This is a genomic window from Sphingobacterium spiritivorum ATCC 33861 (genome assembly GCF_000143765.1).
GTDB lineage: Bacteria > Bacteroidota > Bacteroidia > Sphingobacteriales > Sphingobacteriaceae > Sphingobacterium > Sphingobacterium spiritivorum.
On the sequence record NZ_GL379770.1, the window covers coordinates 2,223,078 to 2,247,636 of the forward strand.

Here is a 24,559-nt window from a genome sequence, read left to right on the forward strand (position 1 = left end):
CAATGGAAAATGTTGTTAATTACCATGTTTTGCTACCTGTTCTTCTATACCGGACGCCACAATTTCGGATGGGCAGCCAAAGGTATGGCAACCGAACTGAACATTAGTTTTCAGCAGATCGGATGGATCAGTTTTTCGATGCTGATGGGGTATGCACTGGGACAGCTCATCAACGGCAATCTGGCTGACCGCTTCAGTCCTAAGATCATGATATTGACAGGAGGTTTTCTGTCCATTATCTGCAACCTCAGCATCAGCTACGCAACGACATATACAGCTATCCTCATCCTCTGGACATTAAACGGCTATTTTCAATCTATGGCCTGGGGCTCGGGCAGCAAGCTGATATCCAACTGGTGGGACAGCGATGAAAGAGGTAAAGCATTCGGGTTCTATACTATGGCAGCAGGAAGCTCTTCTGTACTGACATTCTTTATGGCTTTATTACTGGTGCAGCAGGGACAAAGCTGGCGCACGCTCTTCAGATATCCGATTTTGTTTCTGCTTTTTGCCTTGGTTTTGTTTCTGATTATTGCACGCAGCCACCCTGCAATAAAGGGGTATACAACAGCAGCAAATCCTTCCTCCGGAAATATTGCGCAAAAGGCTGCCTGGAAATCCTCTTATAAAACTGTATTTCAGAACCGCAATTTTATGATTGCTTCGGTGGCTATAGGATTTCAAAGCATGGCCAGGTACGGTCTTATCTTCTGGGTGCCTATTCATTTTCTCGGAAATAATTACAAAGAATCTTCAGATAACCTCTGGCTAACCTTATTCATTCCTGCCGGAATGGCCATCGGTGCAGTTTCTTTCGGCTATATATCCGATGTCCTCTTTAACAAAAACAGAAGCAAGTCTATCCGGATCGGGATGCTGTGCAGCTGTGCTGTAGCCTTGCTTATATACGTTATACCTACCCCACATCATGCTTTGGCAGCAGTACTTATGTTTGCTGCAGGCTTTTTTGTATACGGACCACAGGCTAATTTCTGGACACTGAGTCCTGATTTGCTCGGTTCGCAACTCGTGGGTACGGGGATTGGCATTATGAATATGTTTGCTTATGTATTTGCAGCTGCAGGCGAACCTCTCTTTGGGAAAATAATAGATTATACCGGAGATACCTCCAATATTTTTTTAATAGTCGCTGTCATATGCACAGTATGTGCATGTATTATATCATTTGTAAAACCACAACAGATCAATAATCATGAGTAAAATTAAATTAGCCTTGTTTGATATGGCCGGAACGACCGTACAGGACAATCGTGAAGTCGAAAAATGTTTTTTTGAAGCTATCCGGGCAACACAACTGGAAGTGTCTTCCGAAAAAATAAACAGCATGATGGGCTGGTCCAAATACCGGGTATTCGAAACTATCTGGAAAGATGAAATCGGAGAAAATCATCTCTCATTTAAAGAGAAAGTAGACGAATCCTACGCTTTTTTCTGCAATACACTAGAACATCATTACGAAACATACGGTGCAAAGCCTTATGACGGAGTACCGGAAGTATTTGAATTCTGCAGAGAAAATGACATCCGGATCGCATTGACTACCGGATTCTACCCTAAGGTTACCGCTATAATTCTGCGTAAACTGGGCTGGGATAAAGATCTGGACAGCAATTACACAAGATTGTATAATACTTCAGACAATATTATCAATTGTTCTGTATCCAGCAGTGATGTCGTAAACGGCAGACCTGAACCGGATATGATTCATCTTGCGATGGAAAAATGTGAGATCCGGGATGCGGGTACGGTGATCAATATAGGCGATACCCCTTCGGATTTACAATCCGCTCACCGCGCTAATGTAGGATATTCTGTAGGATCACTCTACGGAACACATACAAAGCATGAACTGAATTATTATCCCTCGGATAAACTTATACATCAACCATTGGAAATTATAGAAATCATACAAGCCTTATAATACAGGAATTACTGCTAATAATAAACCAGTTATGATAAACAGAAAATCATTTTTAAAAATCGGAGGACTCGGGATCACCGGTCTTCTGCTGAATCCCGCACTTGCCTCTGCCAGAATAAGTACAGATAAAGCCAGTCAAAGGATTCGGTTCGGTGTAATCACAGATCTGCATTATGACCTGATGCACGACAGTGAAAAACGGGCAGCAGCATTTATCGCGGCTATGAAACAGGAAAAACCGGATTTCATTATCCAGCTGGGAGATTTCTGTATGCCCAAACCTCAGAATAGGCCTTTGATGGACATATGGAACAGCTTTGAGGGTGAAAAATATCATGTGCTCGGCAATCATGATACGGATGGCGGATATACAAAAGAACAGACGCTGGCATTCTGGTCCGCTGAACGCCCCTACTATTCGTTTGATAAGAATGGTTTTCACTTTATTGTCCTTGACGGTAACGAGAAAAGCGAAACAACCGAGATAGCGGGTTATCCGCGAACAATCGCAAAGAAGCAACTGGAGTGGCTCAGAGACGATCTGCAAAAGACTTCTCTAAGAACCGTAATCTTTTGTCACCAAGGGCTGGAAAATACCTTAGGCGGACTCGATAACGGAATGGAGGTTCGCTATCTGTTAGAGCAGATAAACGAAAAGGCAGGATTCAAAAAGGTCATCCTGGTATTGACCGGACATCATCATATGAACTATCATAATGAAATAAACGGGATACATTATGTACAGATCAACAGTGCGTCCTACTACTGGGCTGGTGAAGATTTCAAAAGCCAGGCATTTTCAGAAGACTTTTACAAAAAACACCGGATACTGCAATATACGCTGGTCTATGAGGAACCAATCTGGGCGATGATCGATATTAATAACAAGAATAAAATCTCGATCAAAGGTAAAAAAACAAGCATGACTGGTACACCACTGGAACAGACGGGAATTGATATTTACAAAGATGTATACCCCATCAGTTCGGAAATCGATTCCAGAGTACTTAAATACTAAACGACAACGCCCCTGAACAGATTCAGGGGCGTTGTCGTTTTTATGAAATCGGCTTCTTCAGTACGACCAGTACTTTAAAACCCCTTAATTGATGGCTGTTATTTCATCTTAAAACAATGCACATTTCCTGAAAAATCCGCTACATACATATAGTGGTCAGCAACTGTTGCTTCCGCCAGTACAGGAGCTCCCAATGTGATTGCCTGTACAAGTTTACCGGTCTGATCAAGCACATAAAATTTTCCGTCCGAAGCACCGAAGTACAGGTTGTTTCCGACAGCAAGTACACTACTTTCTACCGTACGAACCGGTTTGTGCTGATCCGGACTGGTATAGGCCGAAGTATACACCAATGCTTCGCCAGTGTTAAACTGCCATTTTTCTTCCAAAGTCTTCATATCGTAACTTTTCACACCGCTTACCGATGTAGGCATGATCAGTTCCCCGTTTAAAAGCAGAGGCGAAGCCATTACCTTAAATTCATCTTCAAAAATCTTCTTTCTAACCGTTTCTCCGGTTTTCAGATCCAGTACAAACAAACCGTTGAGTCCTGTCGTGTATACATACTCACCATCAAAACTCACACCCCCGCTTCTGAAACGAAGTCCGTCATCATTTCTCTTCCACAACAGTTTACCAGATGCAAGCTCATGTGCAAATAAGCTATTCCAGTTGCTACCTGTGATCAGTACATCCTTAGCGATCAACATAGATCCGGGCATCCCTTCACCGCTATTCCAATCCTTATTCTGCCAGATCACATCTCCTGTTTTGACGTTTAAGGCTGACAAGTATTTACCATAACCGGTATAGTAAATACCTTTATCCACGACACCTCCGGTTACATATACCGGTAATGTTCCTCCGCTAAGACTCTTTGTCCATTTGAGCTTTCCGGTTTTGACATCCAGCGCATATACATTTCCGGCACCATCCGTAGCTAACACCAGCCCTTCAGCTACGTTCAACTTATTTTTAACAGAGCTGTTTGTACGATAAGACCAGATCTCTTTTCCGGTCTTTTTGTCCAGAGCGACGATCTTGCTTTTGTCTGTCGTACCGTCATCAATAGTCGCAGCTAATACCATATCATCCACAACAAGCGGACTTGCTTTCCATACACTCGCCCCGATATTGGCACTCCATATCAGCTGCAAAGCCTGATCAGCAACGGTCTTTGTTAACGTAAAAGGTTGCTTCTTTAATTCACGTTCACCGTTGGCATATACAACTTCAGTCAGTATCTCATAATTTACACCGTAAGAAACTTTACCTAATGCACTTTGTCCTCTCCAGTTCCAGTCGCTCTGTTGCTGCAGGGTCTCTTTGGCAATCTGTTTACCACTCTGATCATAGATATAAGTATGGACTCCGGTTACCGCTCGTTCACTATCATAGATATTGACATTTAACTCCAGTTTATTACCGTTCAGGGTATTCATACCGGATACGGCAGGACTTACGACAGCTACATGCCCACTCAGATTAGCATATACAGGCTGTACATGAGTGACTCCGTCCTTATCGATATCAATAGCCATAAACTGACCTGCAGAATTATCGATTCCACCTTTATTCGGAGCTCCTGTGGAGATCACATATACATTACCTTCGCCTACGCGTTGCACAAAATTATTATGCCAGTGTCCAAACAGCCAGGCTTTCAGATTATACTGCCTGAGATCGATCTCCTCAGTCTTACCTTTCATCACAAAATCTTTCCCTACTGCAAAATCATGATTGATAAAGATCAAAGGTTTATTCTTATCCTTGGCAGCCAGGTCCTTCTTCAGCCAGGCGATCACCTGATCCTGCGTATAGCTGGGTGCATAGTCGCCACCGGCCATAGGTGTGACCACAAAGTGGGCCGGACCAGCATCAAAGGAATAATATGTCGGACCAAACAGATCCTCAAATAATTTTTCACCATATTCACCTTTTACCAGATCATGATTACCAACAGCATAATATGTAGGTCGGCGCATCAGTTCAGAATTGACCTGACGGGCATGAAACTGCATACCCGGTTCGTAACAGATATCGCCTGTATGCATAATAAGTGAAGCACCCTGCTCGCGTGCATAATTACGTACATTGTCTATCCACTGCCCGTAAAGCGGAGTTTCCGTATCCGTGATCTGAATAAAGCGTAGTTTATCCGCAGACTGAACTTCGTCTTTTACGATGCCAAAGTCATACGTCTCCTCCGCCTTAGAAAGTTTAATATAATGCGATTTACCTGCCTTATAACCTGACGGAATTGTAATGAAAAGAAAACGGGCTTTTTCATGAGGTTTAATATCAAATTTGCCACTGGCATCCGTTTTTACAATCTCATATCCGTCCGATACGACAATATTTCCCATGCCTTTTTCATTCAGGTCCGGTTTATTATTTTCATTCAGATCAATATAAACCTGTCCGCGATACTGTGCATGCACCAGTTGGGCTGTCAAAAATGCACTGATAAGTAGTATTTTTCTCATGATTACATAAAGGCAAACCGTGCATATGCATCAGCTTGCTAAAAAATTATTATTTTAGAATTGATTATTCATTTCACCTCGCCCTTCAGTTCGTTTTACCATGACTCAACATTGCAAAAATTGCAGCTATGTTTATAAATATTAAAATATAGAAAAACAAAAGGTATAAATTTTGGCAAAAGTAACAGCTATAGTTTAGCATTACTTAAACTCAATGTTAAATAAAAAATTTTATCCCTGCAAAATAATTTGATTTTTAGTCTTTCCTATCACCTTCTTTTTCAGTTCCGGACGCAATATGAATATCCTGTTGTGGAAACGGAATGACAATACCCTCCTGCCGGAAATGCTGATGTATATCCTGCATAAGGTCGCTTCGGATCTGCGAAGCATCTCTGAGGCTTCGTACCCAGAAATAGAGATCAATATCTATCGCACTTGCGGCAAACTGATTGTATTGTACGACGGGCATAGGAGATGTCAGGATATTTACCTGCTTGCCCATAATAAGCAACAGCAAGTCGCGGATGTGTTGAAGATCGCTGTCATAAGTCACACGCAAGACAATATGCATACGCTTTTTATAGCCACCCAATGTCCAGTTGATCACATGAGAATTGAGCAGATCCCCGTTAGGTAAAACAAGATCAGCTCCGTCAACAGTAGAAATGACACTGCTTCTGAATCCGATAGATTTGACAGTCCCGCCTTGTCCGCCCACCTCGATAACATCACCTACATTGACTGGTTTTTCAAATGCAATGATCAGTCCGCTTACCAGATTATTGACGAGCGTCTGTAAACCAAATCCCACACCGACTCCTAATGCGCCTAAGATCAGTGTAATTTTGTCCATCGGTATACCAGCCGCAGCAAATGCAAGAAAAAGTCCAAGCACAATAATCGTAATCCGGATAAGCAGCAGCCAGCTACCCACCTTCAATTTTCGCTTACGTTTTTCTTCCTTACTGCTCCATTGCTGATCGGAAGCAAAATAAGAAACTACTTTTGAGACCACTGTAGTGACGATCATAATCACGATAAAAGTCACAAGATTGCTGATCGAAAAAGTATAGCTGCCTAATGTATGTTCCTGCTCGAAAAAATTCTTTAACGGTTCGGAAATCTGCCTGAACTCATAAAAATTGCGGCCAAACAACACAAACCAGCCAATCACCAGAAAGATGTAAAAAAATGTAGGTGCCTGTGTCCCTACCCGGTTATAGTTCAGATAAAACAATCGCTGTTCCTGATGCGTGTACAGCATAGATGCAAACTGCAGCCCCTCATTAATCAATCGTACAACCCATAAAAACAGAATCGTGATCATCACACTTAGCAATCCCGATACCATCAGCACCTTGGCCAGATTATACTGACCAAAAATGTCACTGATACATGCGATCAGTGTAAATGCCGTCATCAGCCCTATCGGGTATAATATCCAGCGTTCCCGTAACTCTTCGTGTCGCTTTCTATTGATCAGGGCATACAGTCCGACACCGAAACTCCATGCAGAAATAAGCAGTATAAACCATCTTTCAGGACGGGATGCCTGCAGAATCATATTATCCATACACGCCAGGACAAAGAGAGTAAACAGTGCCAGCCAGATCTTCATCCAGTATTGGCTTATGTAGGTACGAAAGATGACAGAAAGTAATATACCGGAGAGTATCCATAACAGCGCACTGAAAATAAACGGCGGAGCAGGAAAGATAAACTGGAATATACTGCAAACAATAATTATCGCCGAACAAACCGGATAACGGATGACAAGTCCGTCTGCCTTCTCTCCACTTTTTTCCTGCTGACTTGTCAATTCCCTTTTTAACGAAGTCAGGTAGTATGCAGAGCATACTACCATAAGAATAAGAAAAAGAAATTTACCCCAATGTGCCTTGAAATAAAATACCATTACCAAATAAGCCTTATGTACGGAATAATACAGAAGTTCGGAAAAAGGACGGTCAAAAGTATTGGGTTGCCATATATTTACAAATTCCTTATTAAAAATGCGATCAGCGATCTCCTTTTGATAAAAGTTGATCTCTTCCATATGCGCATTCAGCCGGAACAGCTCCAGGTTGATCTTTGTCTGTATATGCTGAATATTATAAATAGCAGTCTTTAAGGATTGTGTGACCGGAGATATCTCTACTGCTGCTGCACGAAGCTGTTGAATATAGTTGACAAGTTCTGCCGAATCTGTCGGAAACTGAAATAAGGAAGGATCATTTGACAGGGAATCCAGCGCAAAACGAAATTGTATAAGTTGAGTCTGATACCGGTCTATTCTGCTTTTTTGGGCAGCCACATCTTTGGAAAGACCGACCAGTACATTATAGGTCGTCGTGAGATTGCGGGTCGTCTGTGCTGTCCCTAGATGATTAAAAACCCCGTCTCCGGCTATTTCGTGCCATTTTATAATATTATCCAGATCCGAATTGATCTGTAAGGAATCCACTCCGTTTTTAAGAAAAGCACGTGCCCGCTGATTGGTTCGTTTGATCTGCTCCAGAATCTCATTCTGGCGTACCATAGCACGATCAGCATCATAATCCTTCCGGCTTCTGGCAGCAGATTGTTTTGCAAAGTCCTGCATCTGACTTACAAAATCCTTCTTCACAGCCGTATCCTTTGCTAAAGTATCAGATTGCACAATACCTGCATACGCACAGTTCAGAAGACTTATAAAAAGGATAACTATACTAAGCTGTTTCATATTCGGTTGGTAGATATTACATAAAAATAAAGCATTTCATGCATATTATCTACACTCCAAACAAGAACTTAGCCTATATTTTGATAAGCAGGACGCGCTTAGTAATCCCGGCGGCTTTCTACTGTATAGGTAAAGCTTTCTGCCCTGTAATAACCCAGATTGTACTCAATAGGACGTCCCGACTGATCGTAGACAAACCGCTTACGGGAGAGTATGGGATCTCCCTGATTGATTTCCAGTTTGTCCGCTATAAACTTATTCGCAGCCTTAGCATCTATTTCCTCCTGTGAAAGATCAGCTATAATATGGTGATCCTGCTCCAGTATCTCGTACAACGGACGCTTAAAATCCTCATCTCCCGTCAATCCTATACGCGGATGAAAGTAAGAAACAAAATATACAAAAGGATCGTCCTTCTTTCCTCTCAGACGTTCCAGTTTCAGGATTTTCTGATCTTCCTTGATATCAAAAAAATGCATAATACTTTTCTCCGGAACAACCCAGCTCACATGCAATTCAAAATTTTTGACTTCTATTCCTCTGTTTTTCATCTCCTGAGAAAAGCTAAGCCAGTTTTTAGACTTTGAGCTGAATTTGGAAGTAACGACCTTAGTGCCTACTCCTTTCTTACGGACCAGCAGCTCTTCATATACCAGCTTATTGATCGCCAGACGAAGTGTAGTGCGTGAAATAGCAAGACGACGCGCAAGTTCGACTTCATTGGGTAACAACTTGCCGTCTATATACTCGGGATCTTTGATAAGTTCGCGAAGTAACATTTCGGCCTGTATGTGTAAAGGAACCGGACTCTTGTGGTCTATCTGAAGATTCATAATACTCGGGTAAAATTTTCTGCTATCCTGTTTCAGTAGCTAATGTAACATTATTTGGAGAATTAAAAAAATACACATATGTTTGTATGTATGTACATATTAAAGTAACCAATGTAAATTTATGAACACACTCTTTAAACTTATTATTGCAACGGTCTCTTTGGGCGGGCTGCTTTTCGGATTTGATATGGCCGTTATTTCGGGTGCGGTACCGTTGATTAAAGCTCATTTCAATCTGACACCCGGTCAGGAAGGCATGTTTGTATCTTCAGCATTGGTAGGTTGTATTATAGGTGTGGTATTTGCCGGACGCTGGAGTGACCGCTTAGGCCGAAAATCGACTCTGGTCATCGCCGGCACATTGTTTTTAGTTTCAGCAATCGGATGTACATTCAGCCCGGATTTTATCTCGCTACTGACCAGCAGATGGGTTGGCGGTCTCGGTGTGGGTATTGCCTCCATCGTTGTCCCCCTTTATATTGCAGAGATATCACCAAGCCAGTACCGCGGCCGTACAGTGACCATCTATCAGCTGGCTATTACCATTGGGATACTGGCGGCCTATGTCAGTAATGCTCTTGTGCTTAAATATGATCTCAGTATCGCTGCCGAACATTGGCGTATGATGTTTCTGCTTGGCGCAATTCCCGCATTACTGTTATGTCTGGGACTATTTATAGTACCCGAAAGCCCCAGATGGCTGATTCAGAAAGGGAAAGAGAATATGGGATATAAGATACTTTCCCGGTTAAATATCAACGACCCCATTACTCCGGTGGCTCAGCAAGAGCGTCAACATGTATCTCTATTTTCCCCGGTCTACAGAAGAGCCTTTATATTAGGGCTTCTGCTTCCTTTATTTTCACAATTGAGCGGTATAAATGCTATCGTTTACTTTGGCCCCAGCATTCTGCTTCAATCCGGTCTGTCCCTTGACAGTTCGGTACAGGCACAGGTTTTTTTCGGCCTGGCCAATGTGATCTTTACCTGTGTGGCGATCTGGAAAGTAGACACCTGGGGAAGAAGACCGTTGTACCTCACCGGTACATTAGGAGCTACGATCAGCTTATTATTAACAGGCTGGTTTCTGAGTCAGGATATCCATACATATGGTAATCTGCTCATCATCTCCATCCTCTGTTTTCTACTGTTTTTTGCCTTTTCTATAGGTCCTTTAAAGTTTGTGGTAGCCTCAGAGATATTCCCGGCGGCTATACGCGCACGCGCCATGGCGGTCAGCATTCTGGTTATGTGGGTCGCAGACGCCATTATCGGTCAGCTCACTCCTATTCTGCTCGATCAGTGGGGAACAGCATGGACATTCCGGGTATTTGCTATTTGCTGCGCGATTGCCTTTGTAACCGTATACTATCTCTTGCCAGAAACAAAAGGAAAACGCCTGGAAGAAATAGAGGCATACTGGAAATCGAAAATCAAAAAGTAATATTAAAAAAGATAAATATCATTAGTCATATCATAACATGGAAACCGAAGTAAAAGATAACAGCGTAAATTATACTATATTGCCCACACATAAAGCCAAAGGTCACATCTATCGCGGATATGATTCACTGGCCACAGCTCTGTCTGCAGAATCACTCTATATACTTGACGGATATATCGGAGTGGACTGGCAGGAAATTGTTGAAGAACTCGGCGCTGCTTTCCGTAGAAGTGCCATAAATGTGCGTTTTATAGCTTTCGAAACGGCTCTGAAAGAAACCACTCAGATCGAGGCAATGGTACAGCCTTTTCTAGGTGCGGATGACCCCTTGTTCGGTTACAGAACGGATCTGTCTATCACCGATTTTTATGATCTGGAAAAAGTAAAAATGCTTGTACCCGCACATGCTGAAGGATTGACGATACTATACGGAACAGGCGCAGCATGTTACGATACAAAGGCTCCCATTGCCTATTTTGATTTACCTAAAAATGTACTTTCGCAGCGCATGCGTCAGGGAAAGGTTGACAATCTTGGTGCAGATTTTCAGGACGACAAGAAACAGATTTACAAGCGATTTTACTTTGTGGATTGGGTAGTATTGAATAAGCATAAGAAAAATATATTACCGCGGACAACCATTATGGCGGATCAGCAGCTTACGGAACGTATCACCTGGATGTACGGCAAGGATCTGCGTGATACCCTGAAAGATATGTCGACCTCTTTCTTCAGAGTAAGACCCTGGTTTGAGCCGGGTGTCTGGGGCGGACAATGGATGAAAAAACACATGAAGCAATTGGATCAGAACGTAGAAAATTACGCCTGGTCTTTTGAGATGATCGTTCCTGAAAACGGACTGGTATTAGCTGACGGAGATCATCTTCTGGAAGTTTCCTTTGATCAGTTGATGTATACTGCCGGCGAACAGGTGCTGGGCAAAGCATATAACCGGTTCGGAGATGAATTTCCGATACGCTTTGATTTCCTGGATACTTTTGACGGAGGAAACCTTTCTATACAGTGCCATCCGGGAACACAATATGCGAAAGATCAGTTCGGCGAAAATTTCACACAGGATGAAACCTATTATATTGTTGATTGTGAGGAGAATGCGGAAGTGTATCTGGGATTTCAACAGGATATACAGCCTGATAACTTCCGAAAAGTACTGGAAGAAAGTTTTGAAAACGGCACTACTATCGAAATTGAAAAGTATGTTCAGAAATTCACGGTTCAGAAACATGATCTCTATCTGATCCCCAACGGTACAGTACATGCATCCGGAAAAAACAATCTGGTGCTCGAAATCAGCGCCACACCTTATATTTTCACCTTCAAAATGTACGATTGGGTACGTCCGGATCTGGATGGAAAGCCCAGACCACTCAATATAGCACGTGCATTTGAAAATCTGGATTTTTCACGTAAAGGAACCGTAGTACAGGATACATTAATATCTAAACCAAAGGAAACTGCATTGGATGTAAATACAAACTATATAGATCTGCCGACTCACGAACAGCATTTCTATACGATTTGCAGATATGACTTTACGGATCAGGTAGCCGTAGAGACAAAAGGACAATGCCATATCCTCATGCTGGTAGAAGGCTCGGCAATAGAACTGACTACCGCAGACGGAAAACAAGAGGTCTTTCATTTTGTAGAAACCTTTGCTGTACCTGCTGCTGCCGGTTCGTACGAGTTACGCAATCTAGGCGAAACACAGGCCAAAGTAATTGTATCCTTTGTCAAAGATGAAGTCTGTTAAACTATATAGAACAATCACTTATAAACGATAAAATAATGAATAGAATAGCCTTATTTGCCTTAGCAGGTCTGCTCACTGCATGTGGATCTTCTGCCGGCAAGACAGACTCAGCCACACTGTCCAAGCGTATAGAAGCAGACTCTTCGCTACAGATCGTCAAAGATAAAGCGCTGGAAATCGTAAAATCCGGATTCAATGCCGGAGACGGATACAGTGAGGTGTGGATCAGAGATTACAATACATTTATCACAGTCGCCACAAAAGTACATCCGCATGAATTGATTAAGGAACAACTGCTTACGTTTTTCCGATTACAGGGGGAAGATGGTAATATTGCAGACGGTTTTGTCACAAAAGCAAGTCTTAAAGGCAAACCTTCAGATTATTACACGATTACCAATGCGCTTGCTCCGCAATTCGCAGCTCATAAGAATACGGTAGAAACAGATCAGGAGACATCTCTGATACAGGCAGTACACAAATACATCAAAGCAACAAACGATACCAGCTTTCTGGAAACCAAAGTCGGCACCACTACTGTAAAGGAACGTATGGAACATGCGATGGATTTTCTGATGAAGCACCGTTACAATGAGAAGTACGGCCTGCTCTGGGGAGCAACGACTGCAGACTGGGGTGACGTACAGCCGGAACATGACTGGGGTGTCCATCTGGATGAAAATTCTCATCTCGCTATCGACATCTATGACAATGCCATGTTTCTGATCGCACTGGACAATTATATGGATATGATACCTGCGGCTGCTAACAGATGGAAATTGATACGGGAACAGATAGCAGGCAGCACAATGCAACATTTATGGGACGATAAGAATCAGAAGTTTATACCCCATATCTACCTGACGACTTCTCCATTTGACAAGAATTTTGATGAAAATCAGATCTACTATCACGGAGGAACAGCGGTAGCCATAGAAGCTAATTTACTATCTAAGGAACAAATTAAAACATCTCTTGATAAAATGATTGCCAATGTCAAAGCTTCCGGAGCGGCGACCATTGGACTGACCTTATACCCGACCTATCCAGAAGGATCATTCAAAAATAAAGGTATGTATCCTTATGGTTATCAGAATGGCGGTGACTGGACCTGGTTTGGCGGAAGAATGATTCAGCAACTGATCAAAAACGGATTTGAAAAGGAGGCTTACGAACAACTAAAACCTATGCTTGACAGGGTTATCGTCAATAAAGGCTTTTTTGAATGGTATACCAAAGACAATAAGCCTAAAGGGTCAGGAACATTTCGGGGTGAGGCAGGTGTATTATACGATGCCATTGTACTGTTGGAGCAGGCCCAAAAATAACATAAAATGGGCTATCCAAAAAGGTTGGATAGCCCATTTTTATGCGATTTTATACTACCTCCCTTACAGCATCATCATTTCAGATATGCAATTCTCAAAGGGTTTGACTGACTTTTGAGACACCTTCTTCAATATAAAAGGTAAATTCATTTAAATATTTCAATTGCCCGGGAATTAATTCCCGGGCAATTTTTCTACATATACTTTACTGTGCAACAGGAATACCTCCTGTTCCCCAGTTTTTGTTAGGCATGGATCCCATTTCCAGTATCAGCGTACCACCTTTCAATATTTCTGAAGCAGGAAACCAGCAGTTATTAAGCTCCACCCCATTTAATGTGGCTTTCTGAATATACATATTCTTCTTACTGGTATTCCGGGCTTCGATCACAAACTCTTTTCCTCTGCCATACCGGTTACCGAGATCAAGGGTTACTTTCTCAAACAGCGGGCTTCCTATCTCATAGATCGGATCTACCCGGGCTCCGCCATCCATCTGAAACAATCCGAGGGCATTCATCACGAACCACGCACTCATCTGGCCCTGGTCCTCATCGCCAAGGTAAGCATTAGACAAGCCGTGCCCGTAGTAGCGTTCCATAATTGCCCGGCTCCATTTTTGCGTAAGCCAGGGCCGTCCGACCCAGTTAAACAGAAATGCAAAGTGCATAGATTGCTGATTACCCTGTACGACCGGATAATCCCAGTACTGATCATTCGGCCCGTTGAAGCGCCATTTGTAACTCTCCTCAAATCCCCACTCCAACCGTTTCAGAAATGTATCCTGTCCTATACGTTTTGCTAATCCGGGTATATCCTGTGGCACAAAAAAAGTGAGCTGCCAGGCATTTCCTTCAACATAATGTTCGTTGGCACCCGATTTAAACGGGTCAAACTCCTTATACCAATCCCCCTTAGCATCCCGCATGCGGGCATAGCCGGTCACAGTATCGATTGCATTTTTCCACCAGGATCCGCGTTCTCTGAATTGAATAAATTCCTTTTCCTTATTTAAGGATCTGGCCATTTGCGAAACAGTCCAATCGTCAAAGCTATATTCCAGTGAATTGGAAAACCGTCCCTGATCATAGGGTACATACTGATGTTGCAGATACGTCATCAGATCCCTGTTGCCTGCATATCCGCCTTCAACCGGAGCAGATGCTGTAGTCTGCATTTTGACCATTGCTTCAAACGATTTGTGCACATCATAATCCCGGATTCCCATCTGATAAGCACTTACTATAAGAGGTATTTCGTGCTCGGCTACCATTACAGGAATATACTCCATACCGGCAGGGCCTTTAGCCAGCCAGCCATTGGCGTCATACATGGCCAGCTGTGAGCGTACCCATTTGCCTGACCATTCCGGAGTCACCAGATTCCAGAACTGATTCAGGTTCCAAAACGTATTCCAAAAAGCGTCGCATCCGAGCGCCACATCCGTGGATCCGGGAAGTTTGCGAATCTTTTCATCGGCAGAAACCCAGCTTCCGTCCACATCACTGAATGTATTTCTGCTGGCAAGAGAACGGTACATATTGGTATAGAAACGCTCCTTTTGCAACTGATCATTTGAATTTATCGAAATCCGTCCCAATTGCTCATTCCATACCTGCCTTTGACGGGCATATACCTTGTCAAAGGACCAGCCAAATGGCTTACTGATCTCTTCTTGCAGATTCAAAGCTGCATTTGCGATACTCACATAAGAGATTCCGGTTCGCAACTGTACAGTTTTATTTGTTCTGGTATCAAACTCGACAAACATCCCGGCATCACTTACCTCCGATTCATTCAACGTTTGCTGCCTCAGCACCTGCCCGTTTTTCCAATATCCGAAATTCCTGATCGGACGGTCAAATTCCATTACAAAATGTACATTATACTCCTGGTCAATATCTCCGGACCATACGTGCTGCGACAGTTGTCTGCTCACTCCCTCAATCCGGTAATCACTTATTTTGGTCAGCTTTACAGCTTTGATCTTGTAATCATACTCCGTAGGCAATTGCAGATCAATCATGATCCGTCCGGTATCCGCACGATGATAGGTATACCTCTGAAAGCTGGTTCGTGTACCTGCAGTCAGTTCAGCCGTAATATCATAATCCGTCAGATCCACACGATAATATCCCAAAGGAGCCTTTTCAGTTGTCTTATCGATGCGCGATCGGTATCCGCTATCCGGTTTATCCTGATCGCCCATATGAATATCGAGCTTACCAGATACCGGAAAAGTACCCAGACCTGTCATCGTCCACTCGTGGATATGGCTGAATGTTCCGATAGATTCTACAGTAGGATCATATCCGGCCTGCCATCCGCTTCGCTGATTGTCGGGACTGAGCTTGACCATACCGAATGGCATCCAGGGTCCCGGCGCAATCATCCATCTGGAATGTGCTGCTCCCATCATCGTGTTGACATAGTCGGCCGGACTAACGAGCTTTTGTGCCGACCGTTTCACTGTCCCTGCTCCTATTTTCATTCCGTCTGCCCGGATTTCGAAATGACTTGTTTTGGGATTTTTCACTGCCGGCATAAGGGCTTCCAGCACATACCTTCCGGTATCCAGATGCTGCTTCAGAATACTGTTTCCATCGAGCAGAACCTCTAGTTGCGCATGTGCTTTCATTGCAGACACATCCACTAAAAGAACCTGAAATTTTTCATTTTCCTTCTCTGTTTCATAATCCGCCGGAAATACGGACTTCAGCCATGCGGTACCAGGTTTCAGGATATGGACATGTGACGGACCGTAGAGTGCCAAATCATCAAATATCAGCCATCCGCCCTGCAGGGTAGTCAATGTGATATGGTTTGAGCCGTCTTTCAACAGTCCCTCAGGGATTTCAATCCGAATGTTTTGGCTTTCGGCCCGATCAAAAGGACCTACCGGATTTTCATGGCCGTTACCCTTTTTAAGCTGAAAGTAGTACGGTTTACCATTGACAGATATCTTAAATGAAGGAGCCTCCTTAGGATCAGTCTGCAAAATATTGATTTCAAAACCGAATTTATCATTTGCAGAGAGGTGCTCCAGTCCAAAATCAATATTCAAAAAATGAGAACGTATTCCGGCAGTCGGTCCGGTTCCTCCCCAGCCGTTGACCGGTCCGGGTAAAACATAAGGCCACTCGGTCTGTACGTCTGAATGACCGATCATAAATGACCGGTCTTCAAATCCGAAATCTCTCTCAATAAATTGTTTATAGGCATCGGAAGACAATGCCATTCCTGCCGGACTATGATCTTTCTTTCCTATCTGCCAGATCACTTTAGCGCTATGCTGTGCCTTTACCTGAAAGACACAGCCTAACAACATACAGATCAGACAGCTTATTTTAATTATTTTCACTTTAGACTGTACACACATATCATTTCATCTTTAGTATCCCGGATTTTGCTCCAGAAGTGGATTTCGCTGCAGTTCATCTGTAGGAATAGGCAGCAACAGATTTTTCTCCAGAATAGTGGCTCCTTTATCATTTGCATGGCCGATCACCGCTTCAAAATTAATATTTCCGTCATTAGTACCGGCAGGCACCGGAAACATTCTTGTGCGCTGTATATCAAACCATTGTCTTCCTTCAAATACAAGCTCGCGATAGCGCTCCTTCCAGATTTCCTTTACAAACTGATCTGCCGGAAGACTGCCCAGTTGCTGGCGGATAACAGCCGGATCGGTTTTCCAGTATGCTCTTGCCCTTACCTGACTAAGGTAGTCCACAGCTTCTGCAGTGACACCTTCCGAAAGTGCTATCGCTTCTGCTGCCATTAACAACACATCAGGATAGGTATATATCGGCAGATCTTTGCCCGAAGTAGCGGTCTCAAACGATGCCTGATCATCCTGCCACATGTAAGGTGCAGTCGGGAAATTAAGGATTGTTCCGTTTGCCCTTTCCAGTGAAGAATGAAAAAACTGCTTTTCCTGTATACGAAGATCATCCGCAGCACCGTAGCCTTTCAAAAATTTAGAAGAAGGTCCATACGCATTATTGGTAATCGCAAATACAGTGGCTGAAGTCGCTGTCGTTGGAAAAGCCCAATGTGCATGTGTGGAAGTCGCAATTCCTATGGTAAACTCATAGGAATAAATATACTCGTTGCTGACATTGTCGACCAGACGTAATTTGTTATAGGCTGTACTTTTCAGGTTGACAGATCCGTCCGGATTACGATCGTGTGTAGTGAGCTGATAAACGCCACTCTTGATAATGGCACGTGCTGTTGCCGCACTTTTAGCATATTCATTCTGCTGTAACGGATATCCGCTCATGGTCAGATAGACATCTGCCAACAGCGTTGCAGCCGTACCTTTACTCACTCGGCCTGCATTGGCGGACATGGTCTTATCGGCAAGATTTCCCTGATTGACAGCAAAAGTCAGATCCTGTACAATCAAAGCATATACCTCTTTTACCGGTGTACGCTTCACATTGATGTTTTCCAGATTTTCATAAGGCTCGGTTATTAAAGGGACATCACCAAACATCCTTACCAGCTGAAAATAGCCCTGTGCTCTGAAAAAATAAGCTTCTGCCAGCAACTGACTGCGTTGGATATCAGACAGTCCCGGTGTTGTCGGGATGTATTTGATCGCATTATTTGATCTCGATATACCCCTGTATATAGTACTCCAGATGTCGTGAAAATAAGTAGATAAATTGGTGGCATTAAAGGTCATGTTCTGTGCATGCTGTACATGTACTTCCTGCCCCTTGAAATCATTGTCTATATATCCGGTAAGATAAGGTCCGAAGAACATCTTGGAGCCGGAATAATGAGCACCCGAGCCATCATACAGCTGTGGAGCTCCGATTCTATACAAACCGTTTACAGCGTTGGTAGCATGCTCGGGTTGGGTAAAATACTGGTTGCCGGCAAGTTCATCCTTCGGGTTTTCTTCCAGAAATTTTTTACAGGAAGTCATCATAGCGAGCGTGATGATTATTAATATTATAGTCGGTTTCATGAGTTGTTATATTAAGATTAACATAATGGTTGGATACTAAAACTGAAAGCTTGTACCTATCGTAAATGTGCGGGGCTTTGGATATTGGTGAAAAAATATGTTTTGCCCCCATTGATTATCACCCCATGAAGTAGCTTCAGGATCATATCCTTTAAAACTGTCCGAAGTAATCAGAAATGCATTTTGTACACTTGCATATACTCGCCAGTTCTTAAGACCCCACTTTTGCAACTGATCATTGTGAAAAGTATAGCCCAGACTAATAGCATTCACCCGTAAGAAAGAACCGTTTGCCACCCAATGATCATCTACTTCACTGTTTTGTCCCGAATACGGACCGTTGCGGATTTGCTGGATCATTGTATTTTGATTTTGCTCCGTCCAGCTATCGTACAATGTTCTGCGAAAGCCGTTGGAATAACCTGTACGGTCTTCGGTAGAATGAAAAAACTGCTGCAGGATATCCACTCCGTATACAAACTGCATATCCACTCCCAGATCCAGCTGTTTGTATCTGAAATTGTTAATAAAGCTTCCCGTCCAGTCCGGCAATCCTTTACCGATAATAGTTCGCTCGGCACTGCGTTTGGCCTCGCCCGGGATAGCCCCCACTTTGGCAGCTTCTGCAGCCTCCGCTGTACCCCATGTCCCTAATCTTCTGTATCCCCAGAAGGAACTCAGGCTTTCTCCGACACGCAAAATAGTCTGGCTGCCGGACACCCAGTTAGGGCCGGGAAAAATATCTTCATTATTCGCTCCGAGCGCTTCGATCTGATTCTTATTATAGGTAAAATTCAAAGTTGATTCCCAGTTGAAATCAGAAGTTTTGACCGGCACGGCACTAATCAATACCTCTACCCCTCTGTTCGACACAGAACCTATATTATCCCGTACAGCCATAAATCCGGTAGACGAAGGCACAGGTCTGTCCAGCAACAAATCTGTAGTCAGCTTGTGGTAGTAATCCAGCCCCAGTTTCAGACGTCTGTCAAACAAAGCCAGATCCATCCCGATATCAAATTGCTTTGATTTTTCCCATTCCAGATTAGGATTCGGAAGTCTGTTGATATAACTCTGGGATACACGTGTACCATTGATCAGCGTCGTTTCAGAAGATATGGTACCTAAAGACTGATAAGTCGGAATTTCCGTATTTCCGGTGACCCCATAACTTGAGCGCAGCTTCAGCTCGTTGATGGCAGATACATCTTTTAAGAACGGTTCTTCTGAAATTACCCAACCGATACCTGCAGAAGGGAATACACCGTATTTGTTGTTTTCCCCAAACCGCGAAGATCCGTCAATACGCCCTGTAAAGGTGAGTAGATATTTACTTTTATAACTGTAACTTCCTCTCAGAAAGTAAGAGTTCATAGCCCATCTGTCGTATAATGAACCCGGAGCACCTGGTTGACTTGCAGCCTGAATACTGTTGTAGCGGAAGAAGTTATCGGAAAATCCCTTTGCCGAAATCCAGTTATTCTCCGCTCTTCTTTCCTGCCAGCTGAGACCAATCACTCCATTGATACGATGATCCCCAAAATCCTTGTTATAATTCAGATACGTCTCTTCCTGCCAGTAAAAAGAATGTTGATTCTCAATATACGCATAACCCAGCGGAGCGGAAATATTGATCAGATCTGTAGGATCGTAATTCTGGATCAGATTATCATTTTTATCAAATCCGAATTGCGTACGCAGATCCAGTCCCGGAAGAATATGAAAAGTCAGATAGGTATTGCCAAAAATTTGCGTGCGTTTGCGTAACCGGTCCTGAGTTGTCAATACATGTACAGGATTCGGGATAGACTCCAAAGAATATGCATCTGTGATCATGCCGCTGTGGGCCCAGGTTCCGTCCGGAAATCTGACCGGGAATATAGGAGGCATTTCCAGCATAGAACGTCTCGGCATCTGATGCCCTCCCTCTTCTTCAAACTCATTTCCGCGGGTATAGTTCACGAGCACATTTGTACCCATAGACAACCATTTTTTAGGTTTGGCATCATAAGCCAGTTTACCATTGATCCGTTCCAGCCAGTTGTTGAGCATGATCCCTTCGGTCTTGGCATAATTCATAAATGCACCAAATGAAGATTTTTCACCCTTGCCTAATACGGACAGCTGATGATTGTGAGACAGCGCAGTACGGGTAGCTTCATCCTGCCAGTCTGTGTCATACAACGGATTGCCCTGTGCGTCAAACAGTCGGGGATCCGAAGTTGTAAATACGGGAGCCGTGCCTGTAGGATTGTATTTGCTGTAATTGTCAAAACCTCTTTTAATGACTTCCAGAAATTCCTTAGCATTCAGCAACTCCAGTTTTTTAGGCAATACCCCTATACTCACAAAACCATCATAACCGATCACGACGCCATCTGACGTGGCACCTCGTTTGGTGGTGATCAGAATAACGCCATTGGCACCTCTGGCTCCGTAAATCGCTGTAGAAGATGCATCCTTCAGTACTTCCATACGTTCGATATCGTTTGGATTGAGAAACTGCATATTCTCCATGACTACCCCGTCAATGACATAAAGCGGGCTTGAAGACGAATTGATCGTTCCCAACCCGCGAATCAGCACACGGGGACTTCCGGTAGGAGATCCGGAATTGAGAAATACATTTACTCCGGCTACTTTACCTTTTAAGGCTTGCAAAGCATTATTGACCGGCACATTCAGCAGTTCTTTGGAAGATACCACCGCAACCGATCCTGTCAGATCAGATTTACGCTGTGTACCGTATCCGGTGACCACCACTTCTTCAAGCTCTTCTCCCGATGCGGACAACAGGATACGCAGATCTCTTTGCTTTCCGACAGCAACCTCCTGAGATTTCATACCGATAAAACTAAAGATAAGAACTGCTTTTTCATCCTTCACTTCGATCTGAAACCGGCCTTTATCATCTGTCGTCGTCGCATTGGAGCTCCCTTTCTCCAGTATGCTGACACCTGTCAAGGCAGAGGCTGTATTTCCGTTTTCAGAGACCAGCCCTCGTATTACAAGCCCGCTCTGGGCTGATGCAAGATACGGACAGGCGAGCAAAAAGAGCAGCACTGCCCGGAAACAGGACATAAAATGTCCATACATTTTGTTTTGATTCATGGTTAGTTAGTTTAAATTGGAATAGTATAAGTTTATGGTTATTTGAATAGTCCTGCAGGTAAAAAGCTGATCCTAAAAAAACAGGATAAAACATATTTAAAGCAGCATAATTGTGTAATATCTGATACAATCAGAAATAATCGATGATGAGATTTATTTTACAGAAAACTGTATTACCTCCCCTATTAATGTAAACAGGAATCCTCATAACATTGGTTTTTGTAGTGGCACACATCAAATGTACATACATACAAACATATTAATATATTAAAAACATTGCAACTTTTTTTTTCATTTTTCAGGAAAACGGAGGTATTAACAGATTTTTAAGATATACAGGAGTAAGTCACCCGGGCTCCGTGTAACTTTTTATTTATTTCAAAAAACAGACATTTTTATTTGATTATTAGCAATAAAACTCTATTTTTGATCCGTTATTAATACAAACATGATTTATACTCACGTACATCATTTTCATTTCCATCATCGCCCCTGTGGCGATATGTAATTGATATGTTTCTACGTGAAGCATTTTTCCCCTTGTGTTTGAATCCTATTTATTAATAATTTACTGCTAACATTATAAAGCGTTGAAAAATCTCAAAATAGCTATCCAGAAATCGGGTAGATTAAATGAAAAATCAGTCCAATTACTCAAAAACTGTGGTTTAGATTTCGAAAACTATAAAAGTTCACTGATTACCTCTGTTGCTAATTTTCCTCTTGAAATACTGTTCTTAAGAGATGATGATATCCCCGGATATGTCGAACAGGGCATTGCAGATCTCGGTATTGTCGGAGAAAATGTGATCGATGAATCCGAAGCACAGGTCTCCTATGTCAAACGTTTAGGTTTTGGAAAATGTACACTCAAACTGGCAGTACCTAAAGACAGTAAGATCGAAGATCTGAAAGACCTGAATGGTAAGGCTATCGCAACCTCCTACCCTGTTATCCTGAAAAATTTTCTGGATGAATACCAGATCACAGCAGATATCCGTTTAATATCAGGATCTGTAGAGATCTCTCCGGGTCTGGGACTGAGTGACGCGATCTGTGATATCGTATCTACAGGCGGTACATTGAAAAGCAACGGTCTGAAGCCTTTTGCGGATGTCCGCCGCTCAGAGGCAATCCTTATCGGAAGAAAGGGCCTGGAAGATAACCTGATCCTGACAGAACTGGTGCAGCGTATTGAATCGGTACTGCTGGCCAAAGAGACCAAATATGTGGTTCTCAATGTGGAGAAAAAGAATCTGCCGGCGATCACTTCCCTGCTGCATGGTGTCAAGAGCCCAACAGTCGTTCCGTTGGCCGAAGAAGGCTGGGTAGCTGTACATACAGTTATTTCGGAAGATGATTTCTGGGAAAAGATCAACACACTGAAATCTGCAGGAGCACAGGGAATAGTAGTGATGCCGATCGAAAAGATTATCTTGTAAGTGTAATCAAAAGAAAAAACAACATGTTGAAAAAGTATAACTACAGTCAGCTATCTTCACAGGACATTGCTGATCTGGTAGACCGTAATACAGACCCCTCATCTGCGATACAGGATACTGTCCTGCATATCATCGACGAGGTGCGCAGGCATGGAGACCGCGCATTAGTGGACTATGCGCATCAGTTTGACAAAGTAAAGCTTGACAAACTGTATCTGGATGCGGATGATATTGACGAACTGGCTTTCACGATCAACAGAGAACAGCAACGCGCACTGGAAATTGCTTTCCAGAATATACACAAATTTCACAGTTATCAGCTGAAGCGTGAGCGTGTAGTCGAAACTATGCCCGGTGTAAAATGCTGGCGTGAACCCCGCCCTATAGAAAAAGTCGGTCTTTATATTCCGGGTGGATCAGCCGTATTGCCCAGCACACTGCTAATGCTTGGTGTACCGGCGCGTATCGCCGGATGCAAAGAGATCGTCGTCTGTTCTCCTCCGCAAGCCAGTGGCAAGATCAATGGCTTCGTGGCGTATTGCCTTAAATTGTTAAACATAAAACGCATATACCTTGTCGGTGGAGCTCAAGCGGTGGCAGCAATGGCTTTCGGAACGGAGAGTATCCCTAAAGTGGATAAAATCTTTGGCCCCGGAAATCAGTTTGTGACTAAGGCAAAAAGTATGCTGCAAGGCATGACAAATGTAAGTATTGATATGCCTGCAGGACCTTCCGAGGTACTGGTACTTGCTGACGAAACGGCTAATCCTGCCTATATCGCTGCAGATCTGCTGGCACAGGCCGAACATGGGGTAGATAGCCAGGCCGTACTGGTCGCTACTTCCGATACGCTTATAGATGAGGTCAATAAACAACTGGACGAGCAGCTGGCTGTATTACCACGTAAAGAAATGGCTCAGAAGGCATTGGAAAATTCTTATGCCATCCTGGTCAGCGATCTTACTGAAGGTATGAAATTTTCGAATGCCTACGCTCCCGAACATCTGATCATCGAGTCTGATCAATGGAAATCTATGTCCAATCAGATTCTTAATGCCGGATCTGTATTTTTAGGCCACCTGACACCGGAAAGTGCAGGAGACTATGCTTCGGGAACAAACCATACTTTGCCAACTTCAGGCTATGCCCGCTCGTACTCAGGTGTGTCAGTAGACTCTTTTGTCAAAAAGATCACGTTTCAGCACATCTCGGAAGAAGGCCTGTTACAGATCGGCTCTACTGTAGAGATACTGGCCGAACTGGAAGGTCTTCACGCTCACAAAAATGCGGTAAGTATCCGCAAAGGCTGATACGAACGTGGAGATCATTGGCCTTATGACACCTTGTAAATAACTCGTACAAAGACCTATTGAAGAATTTGCATCTGATAAGTTTAACAGATGCAAATTCTTATTTAGCTCTTCCAAACCCATTCTATCATTATTTTGCCATTATTGCAACTTTGGGATTAGAAA

The 24,559-nt window shown here is 43.2% G+C and carries 14 protein-coding genes; 8 read left to right on the forward strand and 6 right to left on the reverse strand.

The genetic code is table 11. The annotated features are described in order from the left end of the window. Positions 1-9: 9 nt before the first annotated feature. The 3 genes from HMPREF0766_RS09685 to HMPREF0766_RS09695 are packed head-to-tail and all read left to right on the forward strand — an operon-like array spanning position 10 to position 2,960. Entirely contained in the window at positions 10-1,221 is a 1,212-nt protein-coding gene (locus tag HMPREF0766_RS09685) for an MFS transporter (protein ID WP_002996208.1), read from the forward strand. Continuing rightward, positions 1,214-1,942 carry an HAD family hydrolase gene (locus tag HMPREF0766_RS09690; RefSeq protein ID WP_002996211.1) on the forward strand — a complete coding sequence of 243 codons (729 nt, stop codon included), beginning with the start codon at positions 1,214-1,216 and terminating at the stop codon, positions 1,940-1,942. The genes HMPREF0766_RS09685 and HMPREF0766_RS09690 overlap by 8 nt, the downstream gene beginning before the upstream one ends. A 31-nt stretch (positions 1,943-1,973) precedes the next feature. Beyond that, positions 1,974-2,960 (forward strand): metallophosphoesterase family protein, encoded by a 987-nt coding sequence (locus tag HMPREF0766_RS09695; RefSeq protein WP_002996214.1) that lies wholly within the window; start codon positions 1,974-1,976, stop codon positions 2,958-2,960. A gap of 98 nt (positions 2,961-3,058) precedes the next feature. On the opposite strand, the gene HMPREF0766_RS09700 is transcribed toward HMPREF0766_RS09695, so the two are convergent. From HMPREF0766_RS09700 to HMPREF0766_RS09710, 3 genes are all read right to left on the reverse strand, one after another. Further along, positions 3,059-5,446 (reverse strand): outer membrane protein assembly factor BamB family protein, encoded by a 2,388-nt coding sequence (locus HMPREF0766_RS09700; protein WP_002996217.1) that lies wholly within the window; start codon positions 5,444-5,446, stop codon positions 3,059-3,061. A 256-nt stretch (positions 5,447-5,702) separates the two neighbouring features. Then, positions 5,703-8,171, reverse strand: coding sequence for a mechanosensitive ion channel family protein (locus HMPREF0766_RS09705; RefSeq protein ID WP_002996220.1), 2,469 nt, complete (start codon positions 8,169-8,171; stop codon positions 5,703-5,705). Positions 8,172-8,269: 98 nt separating this feature from the next. Next, positions 8,270-9,004 carry a GntR family transcriptional regulator gene (locus HMPREF0766_RS09710; protein ID WP_002996222.1) on the reverse strand — a complete coding sequence of 245 codons (735 nt, stop codon included), beginning with the start codon at positions 9,002-9,004 and terminating at the stop codon, positions 8,270-8,272. A 121-nt stretch (positions 9,005-9,125) separates the two neighbouring features. Between HMPREF0766_RS09710 and HMPREF0766_RS09715 the strand changes: the two genes are divergently transcribed. The 3 genes from HMPREF0766_RS09715 to HMPREF0766_RS09725 are packed head-to-tail and all read left to right on the forward strand — an operon-like array spanning position 9,126 to position 13,550. After that, positions 9,126-10,448, forward strand: coding sequence for a sugar porter family MFS transporter (locus HMPREF0766_RS09715; RefSeq protein WP_002996226.1), 1,323 nt, complete (start codon positions 9,126-9,128; stop codon positions 10,446-10,448). A 37-nt stretch (positions 10,449-10,485) separates the two neighbouring features. Then, the gene (locus HMPREF0766_RS09720) at positions 10,486-12,222 is read left to right on the forward strand and encodes a class I mannose-6-phosphate isomerase (protein ID WP_002996229.1); all 1,737 of its coding nucleotides are present in this window, start codon (positions 10,486-10,488) and stop codon (positions 12,220-12,222) included. A gap of 35 nt (positions 12,223-12,257) precedes the next feature. Continuing rightward, positions 12,258-13,550, forward strand: a complete 1,293-nt coding sequence (locus HMPREF0766_RS09725) for an amylo-alpha-1,6-glucosidase (protein ID WP_002996235.1) — start codon at positions 12,258-12,260, stop codon at positions 13,548-13,550. 205 nt (positions 13,551-13,755) lie between these two features. Here the strand turns inward: HMPREF0766_RS09725 and HMPREF0766_RS09730 are convergent, their stop codons facing one another. Genes HMPREF0766_RS09730 through HMPREF0766_RS09740 form a run of 3 tightly spaced genes read right to left on the reverse strand, consistent with a single transcriptional unit; the run spans position 13,756 to position 21,642 of the window. Then, positions 13,756-16,911, reverse strand: a complete 3,156-nt coding sequence (locus tag HMPREF0766_RS09730) for a GH92 family glycosyl hydrolase (protein WP_236590471.1) — start codon at positions 16,909-16,911, stop codon at positions 13,756-13,758. Between the two features lie 30 nt (positions 16,912-16,941). After that, the gene (locus tag HMPREF0766_RS09735; RefSeq protein WP_002996241.1) at positions 16,942-18,531 is read right to left on the reverse strand and encodes a RagB/SusD family nutrient uptake outer membrane protein; all 1,590 of its coding nucleotides are present in this window, start codon (positions 18,529-18,531) and stop codon (positions 16,942-16,944) included. A 36-nt stretch (positions 18,532-18,567) separates the two neighbouring features. Beyond that, the gene (locus tag HMPREF0766_RS09740; protein WP_002996244.1) at positions 18,568-21,642 is read right to left on the reverse strand and encodes a SusC/RagA family TonB-linked outer membrane protein; all 3,075 of its coding nucleotides are present in this window, start codon (positions 21,640-21,642) and stop codon (positions 18,568-18,570) included. A gap of 590 nt (positions 21,643-22,232) precedes the next feature. On the opposite strand from HMPREF0766_RS09740, the gene hisG reads away from it, so the two are divergent. Together hisG and hisD are read left to right on the forward strand one after the other, a co-directional pair. Further along, on the forward strand, positions 22,233-23,084 hold the full coding sequence (gene hisG, locus HMPREF0766_RS09745) for an ATP phosphoribosyltransferase (protein WP_002996247.1): 852 nt from the start codon (positions 22,233-22,235) through the stop codon (positions 23,082-23,084). 23 nt (positions 23,085-23,107) lie between these two features. Further along, entirely contained in the window at positions 23,108-24,394 is a 1,287-nt protein-coding gene (hisD, locus tag HMPREF0766_RS09750; protein WP_002996251.1) for a histidinol dehydrogenase, read from the forward strand. The last annotated feature ends 165 nt before the right edge of the window (positions 24,395-24,559 follow it).